Consider the following 22451-nt stretch of genomic DNA (forward strand, 5'->3'; position numbering starts at 1 on the left):
CGGTGTCACCTTATTTATGACGCTGTTGTCAGCCTGGGCGGTGGTCCTGTCGCGCCTGTCAGGTCAGGACGATGTGGTGATAGGCACACCGAGTGCAGGCCGCAGTCGTCAGGAAGTGGAGTCGCTGATCGGGTTCTTTGTCAATACGCTGGCGTTGCGTGTTGATTTATCGGGTGAGCTGACGGTGACGGAGTTGCTGGCGCGTGTGCGGCAGACCGCTTTGACGGCACAGGAGCACCAGGATTTACCGTTTGAGCAGGTGGTGGAAATCGTGCAGCCGCCGCGCCGACTGGCGCATACGCCGTTGTTCCAGGTCATGTTTGCCTGGCAGAACAATGAGAACACGGCCTGGCAATTACCGGGGCTGGCCGTATCACCGGTCGATCAGGTCTCTGATATTGATATTGTCAAATTTGATCTTGAACTGAATCTGTCAGAAGAGAAGGGCGGATGTCGGTGCGTGNGAGTTATGCCACTGCCCTGTTTGATCACTCGACGATAAAGCGGCAGGTGGGATATCTGCACGCGGTGTTGCAAGAGATGGTCGCTCATGCTCAACAGCGGATCGGGGAAATTGATATCCTGGCGCTGGCGGAGCGCAGGTTGTTATTGGAAACCTGGAACGCGACAGAAACAGTTTACCCTGACCAGTTATGCATCCATCAGTTGTTTGAACAACAGGTGGAGAAAAATCCGGATGCGATAGCATTAGTGTATGAAGAGCAAACCTTCAGCTATGCCGAATTAAATGCCCGCGCTAACCGGCTGGCCCATCAGTTGATTGCACTGGGTGTGGTGCCGGAGCAGCGAGTGGCGATTTGCGTCTCACGTTCGCCGGCAATGGTGGTGGCGGTACTGGCAGTGCTGAAAGCCGGTGGTGCCTATGTGCCACTGGATCCGGTCTATACTGGGGAGCGTCTGACTCATATTCTGACCGATGCGGCTCCGGCTATTTTGCTGGCAGATAAGGCCGGACGTGCTGCGCTGGATGAGAAAACGTTGGCTGCGCTGACTGTGCTTGACCCGAATACCCTGCTTGAACAGCCGGATAGTAACCCGCAGGTACCGGCGCTAACTGCCCGGCACCTGGCGTATGTGATTTACACCTCTGGATCGACGGGGACGCCGAAGGGGGTGATGGTCGAGCATCGTAATATCCTGCGTTTGTTTGAGGCGACTGAATCCTGGTATCACTTTAACCGGCAGGATATTTGGTGCCTGTTGCATTCCATCGCCTTTGATTTCTCGGTATGGGAATTGTGGGGGGCGTTACGCTACGGCGCAAAACTGGTTCTGGTGCCACACGCGATCGCCCGTTCACCTCAGGAGCTGCATCAATTTGTGTGTCAGCACGGTATCACCGTGTTGAATCAGACGCCGAGTGCTTTCAAAGCCTTTATTGCCAGTTATGTCGACAACCCATTACCGGACCAGTTGCGTTATATCATCTTTGGGGGAGAAGCCCTCGATCCGGGGATGTTGCGGCCGTGGTATCACCTGCATGGAGAGACGTCGCCCCGGTTGGTGAATATGTACGGTATCACGGAGACGACGGTTCATGTGACTTATCGGGAACTGAGTTCTCATGATGTGGCGCAGATAACCAGCCCTATTGGTACGCGTATCCCGGATTTAACGCTCTATCTGTTGGATAAATACGGCCAGCCAGTGCCGTTGGGGACAATCGGTGAATTGTATATTGGCGGCGCAGGTGTGGCGCGGGGTTATCTGAATCGCCCTGAGCTGACGGCGGAACGTTTCCTGGTTGACCCGTTCAGTGATAAACCGGATGCGCGCATGTACCGTACCGGGGATTTGGCCCGTTATCTGCCGGAAGGGGATTTAGTGTTTGTCGGCCGTAACGACCAGCAGGTTAAGATCCGGGGTTTCCGTATTGAACCGGGGGAAATTGAAGCCCGGTTGGCAGAGCACCCAGCGGTGCGTGAATCTGCCGTGTTGGCGTTAGGGGATGAGCAGGATAAGCGTCTGGTCGCTTATGTGGTGGCACCCGTGGATGAGGGGCTGGCGAATAGTCTGCGTACCCACCTGAGTACAACTTTACCTGACTATATGGTACCAACGGCCTTTGTGCGGCTGGATGCACTTCCGTTGACCCCGAACGGTAAGCTGGATCGCCGGGCGCTACCGGCACCGGATAATGAAGCGTTTGCTCGTCAGGTTTATGAAGCGCCACAAGGGGATACGGAAATCACATTAGCAGCGATTTGGTGTGAGTTGCTGGGCGTTGAGCAGGTTAGCCGACATGATAATTTCTTCGCGTTGGGTGGTCATTCTCTGCTTGCGGTACGGATGATTGAACGTTTGCGTCACTTGGGGTTGACGCTGGCAGTGCGTAACCTGTTTCAGTCTCCGGTGTTATCAGACCTGGCTCAAACGTTGGGGCAGCACCGGGCTGTGGTGGTGCCACCGAATGTCATTACGTCAGCGACGACGACACTCACCCCGGAAATGTTGCCACTGATCGATCTGACTCAGGCTGACATTGACCGCATCGTCAGGCAGGTGCCAGGCGGGATGACCCATATTCAAGATATCTATGCCCTGTCGCCATTGCAGGACGGTATTTTGTTCCACCACTTACTGGCAAACGAAGGGGATCCGTATCTGGTGGTCAGTCAGATGGCTTTTGCTGACCGATCCTTGCTAGACCGTTACTTAGCGGCAGTGCAACAGGTGATTGATCGTCATGATATCTTGCGGACCGCTTTTATCTGGCAAGGATTATCTGTGCCGGCTCAGGTGGTTTGGCGTCAAGCCACGTTGTCAGTGATGGAGCTGACCCTGGATCCGACTGACAGGCCGGTTTGCGATCAATTAACGCAACGTTTTGATCCCCGTCATTATCGTATTGACCTGAATCAGGCACCGTTGTTGCGGTTTGTGGTGGCACAGGAAATGGATGGTCGTTGGATTGTCCTGCAATTGCTGCATCACCTGATTGGCGACCATACCACTCTGGACGTAATGAACCGTGAAGTACAAGCTTGTCTGGACGGACAGCAGGATAGCCTGTCTGAGCCGGTGCCGTTCCGCCATCTGGTGGCGCAGGGCCGGCTGGGTGTCAGTCAGGAAGAACACACCCGTTTCTTTACTGACATGTTGGCGGCGGTAGATGAACCGACATTGCCGTTTGGTTTGACGGAAGTGCATCGTGATGGCTCGCAGGTGGCGGAATCTCACCGGATGTTGTCAGCCGGGCTAAATAACCGTTTGCGTCATCAGGCGCGACATCTGGGCGTCAGTTTGGCGGCATTGTGTCATCTGGCCTGGGCCCAAGTGTTGTCGCGTACCAGTGGGCAGGAGCAAGTGGTGTTCGGTACCGTACTGTTTGGGCGTATGCAGGCCGGGGAAGGAACAGACAGCAGTATGGGATTGTTTATCAATACGTTGCCGCTGCGGCTGGATATGGATGATACCCCGGTACGAGACAGTGTGCAGGCTGCCCATACTCGACTGGCCGGACTATTGGAACATGAACATGCTTCATTGGCGCTGGCCCAGCGTTGCAGTGGTGTACAGGGGGAGATCCCCCTCTTTAGCAGCTTGCTGAATTATCGGCATAATGCCCTGTCGGCACCGTCAGATGAGCTGATAAGCGGCATTGAGTTTATTGGTGCACAGGAGCGGACCAACTATCCGTTAGTGCTGTCGGTGGAGGATTGTGGTGAATCTCTGGGGCTGACGGTTCAGGTAGTACAACCGTTTGATCCGAAAAACCTGTGCGACTATATGCAACAGGCACTGGAGAGCTTGGTGGAGGTACTGGAACAAGCTCCGAAAACGCCGGTACGACAGTTGGAGATTTTGCCGGAAGCGGAGCGTACGTTGTTGTTAAAAACCTGGAACGTGACGGAAACTGCTTCTCCTGACCAGTCATGCATTCATCAATTGTTTGAACAGCAGGTGGCGCAAGCCCCTGATGCGCCCGCGTTAGTGTATGAAGATCAGCTCTTCAGTTATGCCGAATTAAATGCCCGTGCCAACCGGCTGGCCCACCAACTGATTGCATTGGGTGTAGTACCCGAGCAGCGGGTGGCGATTTGTGTGTCACGTTCACCGGCAATGGTGGTGGCGGTACTGGCGGTGCTGAAAGCCGGTGGCGCGTATGTGCCGTTGGATCCGGTCTATACTGGTGAGCGTCTGGCCCATATTCTGACGGATGCGGCTCCGGCTATTTTGCTGGCGGATAACCCCGGACGTGATGCGCTGAACGAGCAAACGCTGGCTACGCTGACCGTGCTCGACCCGAATAATACCCTGCCGGATCAGCCGGATGTTAACCCGCAGGTCCCTGAGCTGACGTCCCGGCACCTGGCGTATGTGATTTACACCTCGGGTTCGACGGGGATGCCGAAGGGGGTGATGGTCGAGCATCGTAATATCCTGCGTTTGTTTGAGGCGACTGAATCCTGGTATCACTTTAACCGGCAGGATATTTGGTGCCTGTTGCATTCCATCGCCTTTGATTTCTCGGTATGGGAATTGTGGGGGGCTTTACGCTACGGCGCAAAACTGGTTCTGGTGCCACACGCGATAGTCCGTTCACCTCAGGAGCTGCATCAATTTGTGTGTCAGCACGGTATCACCGTGTTGAATCAGACGCCGAGTGCTTTCAAAGCCTTTATTGCCAGTTATGTCGATAACCCATTACCGGACCAGCTGCGTTATATCATCTTTGGGGGAGAAGCTTTTGATCCCGGTATGTTGCGGCCGTGGTATCTCCTGCGTGAAGAGACGTCGCCCCGGTTGGTGAATATGTACGGTATCACGGAGACGACGGTTCATGTGACTTATCGGGAACTGAGTTCTCATGATGTGGCGCAGATAACCAGCCCTATTGGTACGCGTATCCCGGATTTAACGCTCTATCTGTTGGATAAATACGGCCAGCCAGTGCCGTTGGGGACAATCGGTGAATTATATGTTGGTGGTGCGGGTGTTGCGCGGGGTTATCTGAACCGGCCAGAATTGACGGTGGAACGTTTCCTGGTCGATCCGTTCAGTGACAACCCGGATGCGCGCATATACCGGACCGGGGATTTGGCGCGTTACCTGCCGGACGGTAATCTGGAATTCCTGGGCCGTAATGACCAGCAGGTGAAAATCCGCGGTTTCCGCATTGAACCGGGGGAAATTGAAGCCCGGCTGATAGAACACCCGTCGGTACGTGAATCGGTGGTGTTGGCGTTGGGAGAAGCGCAGGATAAGCGTCTGGTCGCTTATGTGGTGGCACCCGTGGATGAGGGGCTGGCGAATAGCCTGCGTACCCACCTGAGTGCAACTTTACCTGACTATATGGTGCCGTCCGCCTTTGTGCGTCTGGATGCGTTGCCATTGACCCCGAACGGTAAGCTGGATCGTCGTGCGCTACCGGTGCCGGATGGTGAAGCCGTTGCCCGTCAGGTTTACGCGCCGCCGCAAGGCGAAACAGAAATTGCCCTGTCGGTTATTTGGCGTGAATTACTGGGGGTTGAACAGGTCAGCCGGCATGACAGCTTTTTTGCTCTGGGTGGTCATTCACTGCTCGCGGTACGGATGATTGAACGCTTACGTAACCTGGGGTTGACACTGGCGGTGCGTGACCTGTTCCAGTCGCCGGTGTTGTCTGAACTGGCTCGAACGTTGAGGCAGCACCGGGCTGTGGTGGTGCCACCGAATGTCATTACGTCAGCGACGACGACACTTACCCCGGTGATGTTGCCGTTGATCGATCTGACTCAGGCTGACATTGACCGTATCGTCGGGCAAGTACCGGGTGGGATGGCTAATCTTCAGGATATCTATGCTCTGTCGCCATTGCAGGATGGCATTTTGTTCCACCACTTATTGGCAAATGAAGGGGATCCGTATCTGGTGATCAGCCAGATGGCTTTTGCTGACCGGCCTCTGCTGGACCGTTATTTGGCCGCGGTACAACAGATGGTTGATCGGCACGATATTCTGCGTACGGCCTTTATCTGGCAAGGATTGTCAGTGCCAGCTCAGGTAGTCTGGCGTCAGGCACCGTTGTCGGTCACTGAATTGACGTTGGACCCGGCTGATGGGCCGGTGGGTGATCAACTGGTTCAACGTTTTAATCCCCGTCATTATCGTATTGATTTGGGGCAGGCACCGCTGCTGCGTTTTGTCGTGGTTCAGGAGACCGATGGCCGCTGGTTTTTACTGGAATTGCTGCATCACCTGATTGGTGACCATACCACGCTGGATGTGATGAATCGCGAAGTACAAGCGTATCTTACGGGTCAGGAAGACGGCCTGCCTGCGCCGGTGCCGTTCCGCAATCTGGTGGCGCAGGCCCGGTTGGGTATCAGTCAGGAGGAACATACCCGCTTCTTTACTAACATGTTGGCGGAGGTGGATGAGCCGACATTGCCGTTTGGGCTGGCGAACGTGCACCATGATGGATCTCAGGAGAGGGAATCCTACCGGATGCTGACTACCGGGTTAAATGACCGTCTTCGCTATCAGGCCCGGCATTTGGGTGTCAGTCTGGCGGCGCTGTGTCATCTGGCCTGGGCACAGGTGTTATCCCATACCAGTGGTCAGGAGAACGTGGTGTTTGGTACTGTGCTGTTTGGGCGCATGGCGGCGGGAGAAGGGGCTGACAATGGGATGGGGCTGTTTATCAATACCCTGCCGTTACGCCTGGATATCGATGAGACCCCGGTACGGGACAGCGTGCGGGCGGCTCATTTACGGCTGGCTGGGTTGCTGGCGCATGAGCATGCGTCACTGGCGCTGGCCCAGCGTTGCAGTGGGGTTGCCAGTGGTACGCCTCTCTTTAGTGCCCTGCTGAACTATCGGCATAATGATCAACAGGATCCGCTGAATGAAACGATGGACGGGATTGAATTCCTGGGCGGGCAGGAGAGCACTAACTATCCCTTTGGGTTGTCGGTGGAGGACGGGGGATCCACTTTGGGACTGACGGCTAATGCGGTGCAGCCGTTTGATCCGGACAGAATATGCGGTTATATGCAGCAGGCGCTGGAGAGTCTGGTGGAGGCGCTTGAGCAGGCACCGGAAACGTCGGTACGGGCGTTGAATATCTTGCCGGAAACGGAACGCTCGCTGTTGCTGGAAACCTGGAATGCCACGGAAACCGCGTATCCTGACGCGTTATGTATTCACCAGTTGTTTGAGCAACAGGTGAAGCGGGCTCCGGAGGCGACGGCACTGGCGTATCAAGAACAGACCCTCAGTTATGCCGAATTAAATGCCTGCGCCAACCGCCTGGCCCATCAATTGATTGCGCAGGGTGTCACACCGGACCAGCGGGTGGCGATTTGCGTGGAACGCTCTCCGGCGATGGTGGTGGCTTTGCTGGCGGTACTGAAAGCCGGTGGGGCTTATGTGCCGCTGGATTTAACCTATCCAGGGGAACGTCTGGCGTATATCCTGAATGATACCGCCCCAGCAGTGGTCTTGGCTGATGCGGCCGGTAGGATGGCGTTGGGTGAAGCCGCGCTGGCAGGGCTGACAGTGCTTGACCTGAATACCCGGCCAGACCAGCCGGACAGCAACCCGCAGGTCCCGGCGTTGACGCCACAGCATCTGGCTTATGTCATCTATACCTCCGGCTCAACCGGGCAGCCGAAAGGGGTGATGGTAGAGCATCAGGCGATTTATCAACGGTATCTGGGTTTTAATGACACCTATGCTGTCACGGCACAAGACCGGCTGTTGCAATTTGCCGCTTTTGCGTTTGATGTTTCAGTGGAAGATTTTTTCTCGTCATTATGCAATGGCGCTACGCTGGTTCTTCGCGATGACAGCTGGCTGGCTTCGATGCCGGAATTTATTGCTTTAACCCAGCAATATCGTATTACGGTGGTGTCACTACCGACCCTGTTCTGGTCTGAACTGGCGGCCAGAGATACGGGGTTACCGCTGCCGGATTGTCTCCGGCTCATCATCATTGGTGGTGAGGCGGTCAAAAAGAACGCCATTCAGGATTGGTTCAGGCAGGAAGGCCACCGGCCCCGGCTGTTGAACGGTTATGGTCCGACTGAAAATGTCGTGACGGTGACCTATAAGGACGTATTATCCCCAGCCGATGCGCATTCTATTGGCCGGCCGGCTAAAAATGCCCGCATCTACCTGCTGGACCAATATGGTCAACCGGTGCCATTAGGCTGTGCGGGTGAAATGTATATTGGTGGCGTCGGGGTAGCGCGCGGTTATCTTAACCGACCGGAACTGAGCGCGGAGCGTTTTATACCGGATCCCTTTAGCCCGATAGCGGGTGCGCGGATGTATCGTACCGGGGATTTGGCCCGTTATCTGCCGGACGGTGATCTGGAATTCCTGGGCCGTAACGACGAACAGGTTAAAATCCGCGGATTCCGTATTGAGCTGGGTGAAATTGAGGTCCGGTTGGCGGAACACCCGGCGGTGAGTGAATCGGTGGTATTGGCGCAGGGTGAAGGGCAGGATAAACGGCTGGTGGCCTATGTGGTGGCGTCAGCGGATGAGGGGCTGGCTAATCGCCTGCGTGAGCATCTGAGCGTTCAGTTGCCTGACTACATGGTGCCGTCGGCCTTTGTGCGGCTGGATGCCTTCCCGTTAACTCCGAACGGTAAGTTGGATCGTCGTGCGCTGCCGGCACCGGACGAAGAGGCGTTTGCCCGTCAGGTTTACGAGGCTCCGCAGGGAGAAACGGAAATCGCCCTGGCGGCGATTTGGTGTGAAATCCTGGGGATTGAACAGATTAGCCGACATGATAATTTCTTTGCCCTGGGGGGGCATTCACTGTTGGCGATACGGGTGATGAATCGGATGGCCGCTTTCGATGTTGAATTGCCGCTGACCAAGCTGTTCAAATCCCCGTCTTTGGCTGCCTTTGCTGAGGAGATCATCACTACCCGGCTTGATAAGCAAGACAGAGCATTGTCCGCTATCCTGCCGATATCCCGCGAGGGTGAATTGCCGTTGTCATTCGCTCAACAGCGCCTGTGGTTCCTTGCTCAACTTGATGGCGTCAGTGAGACTTATCATATCCCGATCGCGTTGAGTTTGCGTGGTTCACTAGATATTGTCGCCTGGCAGCAAGCACTTAACGCTTTGTTTGCTCGCCATGAAGCGTTACGTTCTGTCTTTGTCTCTATTGAGGGTCAGCCACAAGTGCGGTTGTTGGCACCGGATGGCGGCCTGCTGTTATCTCAACATGACCTGCGCGGGTTCCCGGATGCGCAGGGGGTTCTTGAGTGCCTGTGTGCCGAGGAAGCCTGCGCATCATTTGACCTTGACCGTGGCCCGCTGATCCGCGCCAGTCTTATCCGGCTTACCGATGACGAATACGGGTTCCTGCTCACCCAGCATCACATTATTTCCGATGGTTGGTCTGTCGATGTGCTGATAGGTGAACTGAGCGCACTCTATACGGCGTTTTTGGCCGGGCAACCGGATCCATTGCCACCGCTGGCGATTCAATACCCGGATTATGCTGCCTGGCAGCGTCAGTGGCTGTCAGCGGAACGTGTTCAGATTCAATCTGACTATTGGCGTACTCTGCTGGCTGACGCGCCGGTCTTGCTGGATTTGCCTACTGATCGGCCTCGTCCGTCTGAGCAGTCGTTTGCCGGGAATGCCGTGCTGGTTAACTTGGATACGGCATTAACGACGGCGCTTAAACGGCTGAGTGAGCAGCACGGTGTCACGTTATTTATGACGCTGTTGTCAGCCTGGACGGTGGTCCTGTCGCGCCTGTCAGGTCAGGACGATGTGGTGATAGGCACACCGAGTGCAGGCCGCAGTCGTCAGGAAGTGGAGCCGCTGATCGGATGCTTTGTCAATACGCTGGCGTTACGCATGGATGTTTCGGGTGATCTGACGGTGACTGAATTATTGGCGCGTGTACGGCAGACCGCTCTAGCGGCACAGGAACATCAGGATTTACCATTTGAGCGGGTAGTGGAAATCGTGCAGCCACCGCGCCGACTGGCGCATACCCCGCTGTTCCAGGTCATGTTTGCCTGGCAGAACAATGAGAGCACGGCCTGGCAACTACCGGGGCTGGCTGTGTCACCGGTCGATCAAGCTGTTGATATTATCAAGTTTGATCTTGAACTAGGCTTGTCAGAAGAGGAGGGCCGGATTGTCGGTGCGTTGAGTTATGCCACCGCTCTGTTTGATCAATCGACAATGGAGCGACAGGTGGGATATCTGCACACGGTGCTGCAAGCTATGGTCGCTCATGCTCAACAGCGGATCGGGGAGATAGATATCCTGGCACCGGCGGAGCGCAAGCTGTTGCTGGAAACTTGGAATGCGACGGAAACCCCTTATCCTGAGGCGTTATGTCTCCATCAGTTGTTTGAACAACAGGTGGAAAGAACCCCGCAGGCCACGGCGTTAGTGTATGAAGAGCAGATCCTCAGTTATGCTGAATTAAATGCCCGCGCCAACCGGCTGGCTCATCAATTGATTGCTCTGGGGGTCGAGCCGGATCAGCGGGTGGCGATTTGTGTGTCACGTTCCCCGGCAATGGTGGTGGCATTGCTGGCAGTGATGAAATCTGGTGGGGCCTATGTGCCGTTGGATCCAACCTATCCGTTGGAGCGGTTGGCGTATATCCTGAATGATACTACTCCGTCAGTGGCGTTGGCTGATGCGGCCGGACGAGTAGCATTGGGTGATAAGGTGTTGGGCGGGTTAACGGTACTTGACCCGAATACCTTGCCAGACCAGTCGGACCGTAACCCGCAGGTCCCTGCGTTGACGCCACAGCACTTGGTTTACGTCATCTATACCTCTGGCTCAACTGGGCAACCGAAAGGGGTGATGGTGGAACATCAGGCGGTGTATCAGCGTCACTTGGGCTTTAATGAAACCTACGCGGTCACGGCGCAAGATCGGATGTTGCAATTTGCTTCCTTTGCTTTTGACGTTTCAGTGGAAGAATGTTTCTTGACATTATGTAATGGCGCTACGTTGGTTATGCGTGATGACCGCTGGCTGGCCTCTATGTCGGAATTTATTGCCTTGGCCTGGCAGAACCGTATCACGGTGATGTCTCTGCCTGCATTATTTTGGTCCGAACTGATTGTCAGAGACAACAGTGCATTACCGCTACCGGATTGTCTCCGGTTAATTATCATTGGTGGTGATGCGGTGAAAAAGAGCGCCATTCAGGACTGGTTTGCACGGGAAATCCACCGGCCCCGGCTGTTGAACGCCTATGGCCCGACAGAAAATACCGTGACGGCGACCTGTCAGGATATCTTATCCCCGGCAGATGATAGTTCTATAGGCCGACCACTTAAAAATACCTGTGTTTATCTGTTGGACAGATACGGTCAGCCAGTACCATTAGGCTGTATTGGCGAAATGTATATTGGCGGAGTGGGTGTAGCACGGGGTTATCTTAACCAGCCGGAATTGAGCGCTGAACGTTTCATACCGGATCCCTTTAGTCCAGTATTCGGTGCGCGGATGTATCGTACCGGGGATTTGGCCCGCTATCTGCCGGACGGTGACTTGGAATTCCTGGGCCGTAACGACCAGCAGGTGAAAATTCGGGGCTTCCGTGTTGAGTTGGGGGAAATTGAAACCCGGTTGATGGAACACTCGGCAGTGCAAGAGGCGGCAGTGCTGGTGCTGGATGATGGGCAAGGAAAACGACTGGTTGCCTATGTGATAGCGGAAGCGCAGGCGGGGTTGGCAGCCCGTTTGCGTGAACACCTGAGCGTCGTTTTACCTGACTATATGATCCCGGCGGCCTTTGTGCGGCTGGATACCTTCCCGCAGACCCCGAATGGCAAACTGGATCGCCGGGCGTTGCCGGCACCGGGGGAGGAAGCATTTGCCCGTCAGGTCTATGAAGCCCCGCAAGGGAAGATGGAAACGATGCTGGCGGCAGTCTGGTGTGAGTTGCTAGGGGTTGAGCAGATAAGTCGGTATGACAGCTTCTTTGCCTTGGGGGGACATTCACTGCTTGCTGTGCGCATGATCGATCGATTGCGGCGTATCGGCCTGAGTGTATCGGTAAAAACGCTATTCCAGTATCCAACACTCTGTATTTTGGCACAGTCCTTGGTTCAGCATGATGAAATTCAGGTGCCTGACAACCATATTACACTGGATACGACGGTACTGACGCCGGCGATGTTGCCGCTGATCGATCTGACTCAGGCTGACATTGACCGCATCGTCAGGCAGGTGCCGGGCGGGATGGGCAATATCCAGGATATCTATGCACTGTCACCGTTACAGGACGGTATTTTGTTCCACCACTTATTGGCAAACGAAGGGGATCCGTATCTGTTGATGGGGCAGATGGCCTTTGCTGACCGGGATCTGTTGGATCGTTATTTGACGGCGGTTCAGCGGGTAGTTGATCGGCACGATATTCTACGTACTGCTTTTATCTGGCAAGAATTGTCAGTGCCGGCACAGGTGGTCTGGCGTCAGGCCCAATTGTCGGTAACGGAACTGACACTGAACCCGGCCGACGGCCCGGTCAGTGACCAGTTAACCCGGCGTTTTGATCCGCGTCGGCATCGTCTTGACCTGAATCAGGCACCACTATTGCGTTTTGTTATTGCTCAGGAAACTGATGGCCGTTGGATTGTATTGGAATTGCAGCATCACCTGATTGGCGATCATGAAACGATGGAAGTGATGCACCGTGAAGTACAGGCGTATCTGACGGGGCAGGAGGATAGCCTGCCTGCGCCGACACCGTTCCGTAATCTGGTGGCGCAGGCCGAGTTGGGTGTCAGTCAGGAAGAACACACCTGTTTCTTTACCGACATGTTAGCGACGGTAGATGAACCCACCTTGCCGTTTGGTTTGACGGAAGTGCATCGTGATGGCTCGCAGGTGGAGGAATCCCACCGGATGTTGCCAGCCGGGCTAAATAACCGTTTGCGTCATCAGGCGAGACATCTGAGCGTCAGTTTGGCGGCGTTGTGTCATCTGGCCTGGGCCCAGGTATTGTCGCGTACCAGCGATCAACAGAAAGTGGTGTTTGGCACCGTGCTGTTTGGGCGTATGCAGGCGGGGGAAGGGGCAGACAACAGTATGGGGTTGTTTATCAATACCTTGCCGCTGCGGCTGGATATCGATGAAACTTCGGTACGGGATAGCGTGCAGGCTGCCCATACCCGACTGGCCGGACTATTGGAACATGAGCACGCGTCACTGGCGCTGGCCCAGCGTTGCAGCGGGGTGAGGGGTGATATTCCACTCTTTAATAGCCTGTTGAATTATCGGCACAATACCTTGCCGGCAACATCGGATGACATCATAAGCAGTATTGAATTTCTGGGCGCACAAGAGCGGACCAACTATCCGTTAATGCTGTCAGTGGAGGACTTTGGTGGCTCCTTGGGGCTGACCGCTCAGGTAGTGCAGCCGTTTGATCCAGCAAGCCTGTGCGGTTATATGCAGCAGGCATTGGAAAGTCTGGTGGAGGCGCTTGAGCAAGCCCCGGATACACCGGTACGAGCCCTGAACATCCTGCCGGAAGCGGAGCGGATGTTGTTGTTAAAAACCTGGAACGCGACAGAAACAGTTTACCCTGATCAGTTATGTATTCATCAGTTGTTTGAGCAACAGGTGGAGAAAAACCCTGACGCTATAGCGTTAGTGTATGAAGAGCAAACTCTCAGTTATGTCGAATTAAATGCCTGTGCCAACCGGCTGGCCCATCAGCTGATTGCTCTGGGGGTAGAACCGGATCAGCGGGTGGCGATTTGTGTCTCACGCTCACCGGCAATGGTGGTGGGCTTGTTGGCGGTAATGAAAGCGGGTGGGGCTTATGTGCCGCTGGATCCGGCTTATCCTGGCGCGCGTCTGGCCCATATTTTGACCGATGCTGCCCCGGCTATGGTGCTGGCGGATGAAGCCGGTCGTACTGTGTTGGGCGAGGAAGCGTTGTCTGCGCTAACTGTGCTCGACCCGAATACCTTGCTTGATCAACCGGATAGTAATCCACAGGTCCCTGCGCTGACTGCCCGGCACCTGGCGTATGTGATTTACACCTCCGGCTCCACAGGGGTGCCAAAAGGGGTGATGATTGAGCACCGGAATACGGTGAACTTCCTGCACTGGGCCCAGCAGGCTTTTGGCGCGGAAGAATTCCGGGAGATACTGTTCTCAACGTCGATGAATTTCGACCTGTCCATTTTCGAATGTTTTATGCCGTTATCCTGTGGTGCGGCGATCCATCTGGTCGAGGATGTCCTGTCATTGATGCGACATCCCCGGCCGGTGAGTTTGATTAACTCAGTCCCGTCGGCAATGAAACCGTTGTTGCAGGCTCAGGCGCTGATGGCGTCGGTCCATACCGTCAATCTGGCGGGTGAGCCGCTTAAAAGTGCTCTGATTGAACAGATTTTCGCAGAAACGCCGGTGCAACGGTTATGTAATCTCTATGGACCTTCCGAAACGACAACCTATTCTGCCTGGATATCGATACCGCGGGGTGACCGGGTAATTGAAAGTATCGGGCGCCCGATAGCCAACACCGGCCTTTACTTGCTGGACGGGTATGGTCAGCCGGTGCCGCTGGGTGTGGTGGGGGAAATTTATATCGGGGGCGCGGGAGTGGCGCGTGGCTACCTCAATCGCCCAGACTTGACAGCGGACCGTTTCCTTATCGATCCGTTCAGTGATAATCCGGGTGCCCGTATGTACCGCACCGGCGATCTGGCCCGCTACCTGCCGGACGGCAACCTGGCGTTCCTGGGCCGTAATGACCAGCAGGTTAAGATCCGGGGTTTCCGCATTGAACCGGGAGAAATAGAAGCCCGGCTGGTGGAACACCCGGCGGTGAGTGAGTCGGCGGTATTGGCGCAGGGTGAAGGGCAGGAGAAACGGCTGGTGGCTTATGTGGTGGCACCCGCGGATGAGGGGCTGGTCAATAGCCTGCATACTTATCTGAGTGCCATTTTACCGGATTATATGGTGCCGTCGGCCTTTGTGCGGCTGGATGCCTTCCCGTTAACCCCGAACGGCAAGCTGGATCGTCAGGCGTTGCCGGCAGCGGACAATGAAGCGGTTGTCCGTCAGGTTTACGCCGCGCCGCAGGGCGAAACAGAAATCGCGCTGGCGGCGATTTGGTGTGAAATCCTGGGGATTGAGCAAATCAGCCGGCATGACAATTTCTTTGCCCTGGGCGGCCATTCGTTGCTGGCGGTACGGGTGATGAACCGTGTCGCGGCGTTCGGTGTCGAACTGTCGCTGGCAACCCTGTTTAAATCCCCTACGTTAAGGGCTTTTGCCGAGGTCATGCAGGCCCGGTCTGGTCAACCGGCCCCTGTTCTGCCGGCCATCATGCCGATATCCCGTGAGGGTGAGTTGCCGCTGTCATTTGCTCAACAGCGCCTGTGGTTCCTGGCACAGCTTGAGGGGGTCAGCGAGACTTATCATATCCCGATGGCCCTGCGCTTACGTGGTCAGCTGGATATCATGGCCTGGCAAAAGGCGCTGGATACCTTGTTTGCCCGTCATGAAGCGTTACGCTCTGTCTTTGTCTCTATTGAGGGGCAGCCACAAGTGCAGCTGTTGGCACCGGATAGCGGCTTGCGGCTATCTCAACATGACCTGCGTGGGCTCCCGGATGCGGAGAGGGTTCTTGAACGCCTGTGCAGCGAGGAAGCGCGCGCATCATTTAACCTTGAGCGTGGCCCGCTGATCCGCGCCGGTCTTATCCGGCTCACCGATGATGAATATTGGTTCCTGCTGACGCAGCATCACATTGTTTCCGATGGCTGGTCTGTCGATGTGTTGATACGTGAACTGAGCGCACTCTATACGGCGTTTCTGGCCGGGCAACCGGATCCGCTGCCCCCGCTGGCGATTCAATACCCGGATTACGCTGCCTGGCAGCGTCAGTGGTTGCTGGCGGAACGGACCCAACGGCAATCCGACTATTGGCATGCGATATTGGCTGACGCCCCGGTTCTGCTGGATTTACCTACTGACCGGCCCCGTCCGTCGGAGCAGTCGTTTACCGGGCATGCCGTGCCGGTTAACCTGGATCCGGCATTAACGACGGCGCTTAAACGGCTGAGTGAGCAAGCACCCGTGTCACGTTATTTATGACGCTGTTGTCAGCCTGGGCGGTGGTCCTGTCGCGCCTGTCAGGTCAGGACGATGTGGTGATAGGCACACCGAGTGCAGGCCGCAGTCGTCAGGAAGTGGAGTCGCTGATCGGGTTCTTTGTCAATACGCTGGCGTTGCGTGTTGATTTATCGGGTGAGCTGACGGTGACGGAGTTGCTGGCGCGTGTGCGGCAGACCGCTTTAGCGGCACAGGAGCACCAGGATTTACCGTTTGAGCAGGTGGTGGAAATCGTGCAGCCGCCGCGCCGACTGGCGCATACGCCGTTGTTCCAGGTCATGTTTGCCTGGCAGAACAATGAGAACACGGCCTGGCAATTACCGGGGCTGGCCGTATCACCGGTCGATCAGGTCTCTGATATTGATATTGTCAAATTTGATCTTGAACTGAATCTGTCAGAAGAGAAGGGGCGGATTGTCGGTGCGTTGAGTTATGCCACCGCCCTGTTTGATCACTCGACGATAGAGCGGCAGGTGGGATCGACTCCACGCGGTGCTACAAGAGATGGTCGCTCATGCTCAACAGCGGATCGGGGAAATGGATATCCTGGCTCAGGCGGAGCGCAGGTTGTTATTGGAAACCTGGAACGCGACAGAAACAGTTTACCCTGACCAGTTATGCATCCATCAGTTGTTTGAACAACAGGTGGAGAAGACTCCAGAGGCGACAGCACTAATGACAGGAGATAAAACCCTGAGCTATACGGAATTGAATGCTCGTGCTAACGGGTTGGCTCGTCAGCTGATCGGACAAGGGATTGGTCTTGGTGATCATGTTGTGATCTTGTTCGAGCGATCGATAGAGCTGGTGGTGGCCCAATTGGCGATTCTCAAAGCGGGTGCCGTTTACGTGCCGATTGATCCCAGTGTGCCGGATGAGCGGAAAAACTGGCTGATAAGTGATTGTTCCGCCAGGTTGTTGCTCACCGATACACAGGCTGATATTCCGGCTGACCTGGCTGTTCCGCTGCTTCGTTTCTCTGATGAGGAGAATACGAGTAGAGAGGAAGAGTGTTTCAACCTTGACTTACCGCGTTTTAGTACCGAATCAGCGTATATCATGTATACCTCCGGCTCGACTGGAATGCCAAAAGGGGCGGTAGTGTCTCATCGTGCGGTGGTCCGGCTGGTCATCAATAATGGCTATGCTGAAATTGGACCGGATGATCAGGTTGCCTTTACGGCTAACCCGGCTTTCGATGCCAGCACGTTTGAAGTCTGGGCACCATTGCTCAATGGCGGTGCGCTAGTGGTTATCGACCGCGCTACGTTATTGACACCGCCGGAGTTAATACGGGTTTTACAGGCTCACCGCATCACGGTTCTGTGGCTGACTATCGGGTTGTTTAACCGGCTGGCGGTAGAGTTATCCCCAATTCTTCCGCAGATTAAGATCCTGATTTTCGGGGGAGATATTCCCGATTTACATGTGATTGCCCAAGTTCTGGATAGTCGCCCGCCACAACAATTATTGCAGGCTTATGGTCCGAGTGAGGGAACCACCTTTACCACGATATATCCTATCAAGGAGTTAGCGCAGGGAGCGATCCGGGTTCCCATTGGCCGGCCAATCGCTAATACCCGTGTTTATCTGCTGGATGCGTATGGTCAGCCAGTACCGTTGGGGGTGGTCGGAGAAATTTATGTCGGGGGGGATGGGGTAGCCCTAGGTTATTTCAATCGTTCTGAGTTAACTGCTGAACGTTTCCTGGTGGATCCGTTTAGTGATAATCCGGATGCACGCATGTACCGTACCGGGGATTTGGCGCGTTATCTGCCGGACGGCAATCTGGAGTTTCTGGGCCGCAACGATCAACAGGTCAAAATCCGGGGTTTCCGCATTGAACCGGGGGAAATTGAGACGCATCTGGTAGATCACCCCGTGGTGCGTGAGGCGGCTGTGTTGGCGTTAGGTGATGGGGCGGATAAACGACTGGTAGCCTATGTGGTGGCACCTGAGGATGACGGGCTGGTGAATAGTTTGCGTGTTCACCTGAGTAAAATTTTGCCTGATTATATGGTGCCGTCAGCCTTTGTGCGGCTGGAGGAGTTTCCATTGACCCCGAACGGTAAGCTGGATCGTCGTGCACTACCGGCCCCGGACAATGAAAACGTGGTCCGTCAGGTTTACCAGGCACCACAAGGAACAATGGAAATGACCTTGGCGGCGATTTGGCGTGAATTATTGGGGATTGAACAGGTCAGCCGGTATGATAATTTCTTTGCCCTGGGCGGCCATTCACTGCTCGCGGTGAGCATGATTGAACGCCTGCGTCACCAGGGGTTGACCCTGACGGCGCGTGATCTGTTCCAGTCTCCAATGCTGTCAGATTTAGCCCAAACATTGGGACAGCATCAGGCTGTAATCGTACCGCCTAACGTCATTACATCAGCGACGACGACACTCACCCCAGAGATGTTGCCGCTGATCGATCTGACTCAGGCTGACATTGACCGCATCGTCAGACAGGTACCGGGCGGGGTGACCAATATTCAGGATATCTATGCCTTGTCACCATTGCAGGACGGTATTTTGTTCCACCACTTACTGGCAAACGAAGGGGATCCGTATCTGGTGGTCAGCCAGATGGCCTTTACTGAACGGACTCTGCTGGACCGTTATCTGGCGGCAGTGCAACAGGTGGTTGATCGTCACGATATTTTGCGTACCGCTTTTATCTGGCAAGAATTGTCTGTGCCGACTCAGGTCGTCTGGCGTCAGGTGCCTTTATCGGTCATTGAATTGACTCTGGATCCGGCTGATGGGCCGATTTGTGAACAACTGGCTCAACGTTTTAATCCTAGTTATTATCGTCTTGACCTGAATCAGGCACCATTGCTGCGGTTTGTGGTGGCGCAAGAAGCCGATGGCCGCTGGATTGTCCTGCAATTGCTGCATCACCTGATTGGTGACCATACTACGCTGGACGTGATGAACCGTGAGGTTCAGGCGTATCTTACCGAACAGGAGGACAGCCTGCCTTCCCCAGTTTCTTTCCGTAATTTGGTGGCTGAGGCCCGGTTGGGGGTCAGTCAGGAAGAACACACCCGCTTCTTTACCGATATGCTGGCGGCGGTGGATGAACCTACGCTGCCGTTCGGATTGACGGAGGTGCATAGTGATGGTTCACAGGTGATGGAATCCCACCGGATGTTGGTGCCTGAGCTGAATGATCGTCTGCGTGGTCAGGCCCGGCGTTTGGGGGTCAGTTTGGCAGCGTTGTGTCATCTGGCCTGGGCCCAAGTATTGTCGCATACCAGCGATCAGGAGAAAGTGGTGTTTGGCACTGTGCTGTTTGGACGCATGGCGGCGGGAGAAGGGGCTGATAGTGGCATGGGGCTGTTTATCAATACCTTGCCGCTGCGGCTGGATATCAATGATACCCCGGTACGGGACAGCGTGCAGGCTGCCCATACCCGACTCGCCGGTCTATTGGAACATGAACATGCTTCACTGGCGCTGGCCCAGCGTTGCAGTAATGTGCAGGGGGAGATCCCCCTCTTTAGCAGCTTGTTGAATTATCGACATAATGCATTGTCAACAATGCTGGATGAACTGATCAGCGGGATTGAATTCCTTGATGCGCAGGAGCGAACCAATTATCCGTTAGTGTTGTCGGTGGAGGATTGTGGTGAATCCTTGGGATTAACTGCTCAAGTTGTCCAGCCGTTTGATGCGGATCGGATATGCGGTTATATGCAACAGGCGCTGGAGAGTTTGGTGGAGGCGCTTGAACAAGCGCCTGAAACGCCGGTACGGCAGTTGGAAACTCTGCCAGAATCGGAGCGTACATTGTTGTTAAAAACCTGGAACGCGACGGAAACCGCGTATCCTGATGCGTTATGTATCCATCAGTTGTTTGAACAACAAGTGGAGAAAACCCCGAATGCCACAGCATTAGTGCATGAAGATCAAACCCTCAGTTATGCGGAATTAAATGCCCGTGCTAACCGGTTGGCCCATCAGCTAATTGCGCTGGGCGTAGAGCCGGATCAGCGAGTGGCGATTTGTGTGTCACGTTCACCGGCAATGGTGGTGGGGATATTGGCAATACTAAAAGCCGGTGGAGCCTATGTGCCGCTGGATCCGGTTTATACCGGGGAGCGTCTGGCCCATATTCTGACTGATGCCGCTCCGGTTATTTTGCTGGCGGATAAAGCTGGACGTGCTGCGTTGGGTGAGAAGGCACTGGCAGAATTAACCGTACTTGACCCAAATGCATTGCTCAACCAGCGGGACTACAACCCGCAAATACCTGCACTAACTTCACGACATCTGGCGTATGTCATTTATACCTCGGGTTCGACAGGGACACCGAAAGGCGTGATGTTGGAACATCGTGGTGTCTGCAACTACCTGCTATGGGCGCGGAGTGATTACCTAACTGAAAAGCAATTCAATAGTATCGTTTCGTCATCGATAGCCTTTGATGCCACGGTCACCAGTCTTTACCTGCCTTTACTGTGTGGTGGCAAGATCCATTTGCTCCGTGACGGGCAGGAGCTGGTTGAATTGCTTCCCGCATTGTTGTCAATGGAATCGGGTGCTTTGGTTAAAATTACTCCTGGTCATCTTTCGGCAATGGGGCAGAAATTGAAAACCGTGGGACGAAAATGCCCCTCTCACTGCTTTATTGTGGGTGGAGAGACACTGCCCAGTTCCACTATTGCACTTTGGCAAACATTATCGCCTGGATCACGCATCATCAACGAGTACGGCCCAACCGAAACCGTCGTGGGTTGTACCGTGTTTGATATCAACCATCCGAGCTGTTTTGCCGATAACGTACCGATTGGCCGCCCAATATCCAATACCCAAATTTATATTCTCAATACCCACGGGGAACCTGTCCCAATGGGTGTCACTGGTGAACTTTACATTGGTGGAATCGCTGTCGCCCGTGGCTACCTGAATCGGCCAGAATTGACAGCTGAACGTTTCCTGATTGATCCGTTTAGTGATCAACCGGGTGCTCGTATGTACCGTACCGGGGATTTAGCTCGCTACCTGCCGGATGGTAACTTGGAATTCCTGGGCCGCAACGACCAGCAGGTTAAAGTCCGCGGTTTCCGCATTGAACCGGGGGAAATTGAAGCCCGGCTGATAGAGCACCCGGCGGTACGTGAATCAGTGGTGTTCGCGTTGGGAGAAGCGCAGGATAAGCGTCTGGTCGCTTATGTTGTGGTGCAAGCGGATGAGGGGCTGGCGAATAGCCTGCGTACCCACTTGAGTGCAACTTTACCTGACTATATGGTACCAACGGCCTTTGTGCGGCTGGATGCACTTCCGTTGACCCCGAACGGTAAGCTGGATCGTCGAATGCTGCCGGCGCTGGATAATGAAGCGTTTGCCTGTCAGGTTTATGAAGCGCCACAAGGGGAAACGGAAATTGCACTGGCAACTATTTGGCGTGAATTGCTGGGGGTTGAGCAGGTCAGCCGGCATGACAACTTCTTCGCGCTGGGGGGCCACTCACTGCTCGCCATGCGAATGACCAATTATCCGGTCAGGTTATCCGATTTATGCGCTGCCCTGGCCGTCCATCAGTGAAGAACCGATGTCGACGGTGGAAGAGCAGGCGGTCAGAATGATCAGCTTGATGAAAGCGGTTCAACCGACAGGCCCGTACCGGATAAGTGGTTACTCTTCCGGCGGTATATTGGCTTATGCTGTTGCCCGGCAGCTTTTGCATGCCGGTGAGACGGTGAACTTCCTGGGGCTGATTGATACGCCGGCTCCTCATTATTTCGGGGAGCAATCCGCACAACCTAAACATCTGTTCCTGGCTGAGTTGGCACGACAGTCAGGGGAGGAGTGCACAGAAGAGGTTGCGGAGTTGTACCGGCGAATTGATGAGTTGAATTTGGTGCAGTTTATTGCAGCGGCACAGGAATTGGCGCTATACCCTGCCAGTCTGCGGCCTGATTTAATCGCAAAACGTTGGGAGCAGATAGAGCGTTATACGCAAATAGTCAGAGAGTATGAACCGCAAGCATTAGCGTTAACGCTGCATCAGTTTTATGCGAGAGAGCCTTCTCCTTCTGTGTCTTTTGTCACGGATGAAAAGCCAGAGTCGTTAGATATAGAACCGTCATTAGGCTGGGCGCAGGTCATGCCTGACTCTTCACTTCAGTTGATGGCTATTTCAGGTAATCATTTCAGTTTGTTGGAGGATAAGGAGCATAGAATGGCTTTAGCTCAGGCTCTGAATAAGGCATTGGCAATACATTGTGATCGGGGGACGTTGTAATACGGAGATATTAACCATTATAGAATAATTTAACGTTGGTATGATAATCCGGTATATATTGTTTATACCGGATTTTTTATATTAAAAATAAGGGAGTGGATAATGTTCATAT

At 54.6% G+C, this 22451-nt stretch carries 1 protein-coding gene and 1 pseudogene; both read left to right on the top strand.

All coding sequences use genetic code 11. The annotated features are described in order from the left end of the window. The first annotated feature begins 16 nt into the window (after positions 1 to 16). Complete coding sequence (locus tag PTE_RS26895) at positions 17 to 502, top strand: condensation domain-containing protein (RefSeq protein WP_051477513.1); 486 nt, start codon at positions 17 to 19, stop codon at positions 500 to 502. A 209-nt stretch (positions 503 to 711) separates the two neighbouring features. Continuing rightward, positions 712 to 22339: pseudogene (locus tag PTE_RS26740) on the top strand (non-ribosomal peptide synthase/polyketide synthase); the annotation flags it as partial. Positions 22340 to 22451 lie beyond the last annotated feature (112 nt).

The sequence above is a fragment of the Photorhabdus khanii NC19 genome (assembly GCF_000517265.1).
Classification (GTDB): domain Bacteria; phylum Pseudomonadota; class Gammaproteobacteria; order Enterobacterales; family Enterobacteriaceae; genus Photorhabdus; species Photorhabdus khanii.